Consider the following 3,844-nt stretch of genomic DNA (forward strand, 5'->3'; position numbering starts at 1 on the left):
CGGATGCGACGGCGCGACGACCGGACGGGCGCCGTCCTTGCCGAGCCATGCCTTGAGCAGCGCCGAGCCGACCGCCATCGCGAACGCCGCGTCCATCAGCGCCGCGAGCGCGACCTGACCGATCCACAAGCTGTCGAACTTCATCGCGCACACCCTCCCGAAAACGGCAGGCCGACGGAGCGACGGCAACGGGACGGACAGCGTGAGAAAGGCAACGGCACGGTAGAAAACGTCATCGATGAATCCGGAAACGGGAGAAATGACTGGACCTGCGGCGGAGGCGGCGCCGCGCGACCCGCGAGTGTACGGTCTTCGATGGGGAAAACGCACGCCGGTTCACACCGACGCGTCGCAATGCGCGTCAAATTGTCGCAAGTCGCAAACGGACAGGAACCGACGTCCTTTTGCCAAATAGCCGTCATTACCCATCGATGATAGAATGCCGCGTCGCAGCAGCCCGGCTGCCTTGCCGTCATGCGCCGAGCCGATCGTAGCCCGGACAACAGGTCCCCGTCGAATAAACATGGAGTCTCGTGTGTCTTCAAGACGCCTCTTCCGTCCGCTGCTCGCCGTTCTGATGTTCGGCAGCGCGGGCCTTATGAGCGCTGCCCAAGCGCAGACCAAGCCCACGGAGCAAGCGCACGCCCAGCAGGCGCCGCTCAAGGCACCCGATACCATGGCCGAGCGCGTGCGCGGCTGTACGGCCTGCCATGGCGTCCATGGCCAGGGCACGGACAACGACTACTTCCCGCGTCTTGCCGGCAAGCCGGCCGAGTACCTGTACAACCAGCTCGTCAACTTCCGTGACGGCCGGCGCAAGTACCCGCCGATGAACTACCTGCTGACGTACCTGAACGACGACTATCTGCGCGAGATGGCCGAGCACTTCTCGGCCGAACGCCCGCCGTACCCGGCGCCGGCGAAGCCGACGCTGCCGGCCGCGACGCTCGCGCGCGGCAAGCAGCTCGTCACGCAAGGCGACCCGTCCCGCAAGCTGCCGGCCTGCGTGGCCTGCCACGGCGCGACGCTGACCGGCATGCAGCCGGCGATCCCGGGCCTGGTCGGCCTGCACGCCGATTACCTGAGCGCGCAGATCGGTGCATGGCGCTCGGGCAACCGCCACGCGAAGGCGCCCGATTGCATGCATGACGTCGCTTCGAAGCTTTCCGACGAAGACGTGACGGCCGTGACCGCATGGCTCGCCGCGCAACCGGCGCCCGCCAACCCCGTGCCGGCTCCGGCGCGTTCGATGAAGACTCCGCTCGCCTGCGGCAGCGAACCGCAATAAGGCAAGGGAGACAGACACAATGAAACGCAAGTCCCTGTTTGCACTCTCGGCCGTCGCGATCGTCGCGGCTGCCGCCCTCGTGCCGGTCCTGTGGCCGGGCAACGACACGCTGCACGGCGCCTCCGCCGTCGCGGCCACGCCGGCCGACCAGGCCGCGCTGATCAAGAAGGGCGAGTACCTCGCGCGCGTCGGCGACTGTATCGCGTGCCACACCGTGCGCGGCGGCAAGTCGTTCGCGGGCGGCCTGCCGATGGCGACGCCGTTCGGCACGATGTACACGCCGAACATCACGCCGGACGACAAGGATGGCATCGGCAAGTGGACGTCGGACGACTTCTACCGCGCGATGCACACCGGCCGTTCGAAGGACGGCAGCCTGCTGTACCCGGGCTTCCCGTTCGCGAGCTACACGAAGGTCACGCGCTCGGATTCGGACGCGATCTACGCGTACCTGCGCTCGGTCGCGCCGGTGTCGGTGCCGAGCCGTCCGCATGAACTGAAGTTCCCGTTCAACAACCGCAACCTGCTGATCGGCTGGCGCACGCTGTTCTTCAAGGAAGGCGAGTACAAGCCGGATCCGACCAAGTCGGTCGAATGGAACCGCGGCGCGTACCTCGTCGAAGGCCTCGGCCACTGCTCGATGTGCCACACGTCGATCAACATGATGGGCGGCCCGGTGACGGGCTCGGCGTTCGCCGGCGGCCTGATCCCGCTGCAGAACTGGTATGCGCCGTCGCTGACGAACGACAAGGAACTCGGCCTCGGCGACTGGCATGTGCAGGAGCTGTCCGACCTGCTGCAGGCCGGCGTATCGAACAAGGGCGCGGTGTTCGGCCCGATGGCCGACGTCGTGCACAACAGCCTGCAGTACATGACCGACGAAGATACGCGCGCGATGTCGACGTACCTGAAGTCGATCCCGCAGAAGGCTGAAGCGCCGAAGAACATGCAGTACGAGCCGTCGAAGCAGTTCGGCAACGCGCTGTTCGACCAGGGCAAGAAGATCTACGCGGACAACTGCGCGACCTGCCACGCCGAAAACGGCGCAGGCAAGCCGCCGTCGTATCCGCCGCTCGCGGGCAACCACTCGATCATGATGGAATCGGCAGTCAACCCGATCCGCATGGTGCTGAACGGTGGCTATCCGCCGAGCACGTTCAAGAATCCGCGTCCTTACGGGATGCCGCCGTTCGCACAGTCGCTGTCGAACCAGGAAGTGGCGGCGGTCGTCACGTATATCCGGATGTCGTGGGGCAACAACGGTACGCCGATCTCGCCGCAACAGGTGAGCGACCTGCGTTCCGCGCCGCTCGACTAAGAAGCGGCTGACACAAACGGGGCGCGGCTGCGGGAAACCGCGGCCGCGCCCTTTTGCATTTTGCATTTTGCATTTTGCGATGTCACCTCCCGCGCGGGCCGCGCGAGACGTCGCCGATCATAAAACTGAAGAGTGGTATCTATGTCTTTCGAATCTCTCGGCTTGGCCGAACCGCTGGTCAAGGCGGTCAACGAGCTCGGCTACACGTCGCCGACTCCGATCCAGCAGCAGGCGATCCCGGCCGTCCTCGGCGGCGGCGATCTGCTCGCCGGCGCGCAGACGGGCACCGGCAAGACCGCCGGCTTCACGCTGCCGATCCTGCAACGCCTGCATACGTTCTACGCGGAGCATCGCGGTGCGAAGCGCGCGGTGCGTGCGCTGATCCTCACGCCGACGCGCGAACTCGCCGCCCAGGTCGAGGAAAGCGTGCGTGCGTACAGCAAGTACCTGAAGCTGCGCTCGACCGTGATGTTCGGCGGCGTCAGCATCAATCCGCAGATCGATGCGCTCAAGCGCGGCGTCGACATCGTCGTCGCGACGCCGGGCCGCCTGCTCGATCACATGCAGCAGAAGACGATCGACCTGTCGAACCTCGACATCCTCGTGCTCGACGAAGCCGACCGGATGCTCGACATGGGCTTCATCCACGACATCAAGCGCGTGCTCGCGAAGCTGCCGCCGCAGCGCCAGAACCTGCTGTTCTCGGCCACGTTCTCCGACGAGATCAAGGCGCTCGCCGACAGCCTGCTCGACTCGCCCGCGCTGATCGAGGTCGCACGCCGCAACACGACCGCCGAAAGCGTCGCGCAGAAGATCCATCCGGTCGACCGCGACCGCAAGCGCGAACTGCTCACGCACCTGATTCGCGAACACAACTGGTTCCAGGTGCTCGTGTTCACGCGCACGAAGCACGGTGCGAACCGGCTTGCCGAGCAGCTGACGAAGGACGGCATCAGCGCGATGGCAATCCACGGCAACAAGAGCCAGTCGGCCCGCACGCGCGCGCTGGCGGAGTTCAAGAACAGCACGCTGCAGGTGCTCGTCGCGACCGATATCGCCGCGCGCGGGATCGACATCGACCAACTGCCGCACGTCGTCAACTTCGACCTGCCGAACGTGCCGGAAGACTACGTGCACCGGATCGGCCGCACGGGCCGCGCGGGCGCGACCGGTGAAGCCGTGTCGCTCGTGTGCGTCGACGAAAAGCAGTTGCTGCGCGACATCGAGCGGCTGATCAA

At 65.9% G+C, this 3,844-nt stretch carries 3 protein-coding genes and 1 pseudogene; 3 read left to right on the top strand and 1 reads right to left on the bottom strand.

Annotated elements, in window-relative coordinates:
* Positions 1-330: pseudogene (locus G3N99_RS42645) on the bottom strand (copper resistance protein CopD); the annotation flags it as partial.
* A 193-nt stretch (positions 331-523) separates the two neighbouring features.
* Between G3N99_RS42645 and G3N99_RS36175 the strand changes: the two are divergent.
* The 3 genes from G3N99_RS36175 to G3N99_RS36185 all read left to right on the top strand — a co-directional run.
* Positions 524-1,288: a c-type cytochrome gene (locus tag G3N99_RS36175; protein ID WP_041492946.1), complete on the top strand. Its 765-nt coding sequence runs from the start codon at positions 524-526 to the stop codon at positions 1,286-1,288.
* Positions 1,289-1,307: 19 nt separating this feature from the next.
* Positions 1,308-2,606 (top strand): cytochrome c, encoded by a 1,299-nt coding sequence (locus G3N99_RS36180; protein ID WP_011353104.1) that lies wholly within the window; start codon positions 1,308-1,310, stop codon positions 2,604-2,606.
* Between the two features lie 141 nt (positions 2,607-2,747).
* Positions 2,748-3,844, top strand: a 1,097-nt coding sequence (locus G3N99_RS36185; RefSeq protein ID WP_206124766.1) for a DEAD/DEAH box helicase, incomplete at its 3' end; no start/stop codon positions are given.

The sequence above is a fragment of the Burkholderia sp. Ac-20392 genome (assembly GCF_017104585.1).
Classification (GTDB): domain Bacteria; phylum Pseudomonadota; class Gammaproteobacteria; order Burkholderiales; family Burkholderiaceae; genus Burkholderia; species Burkholderia lata.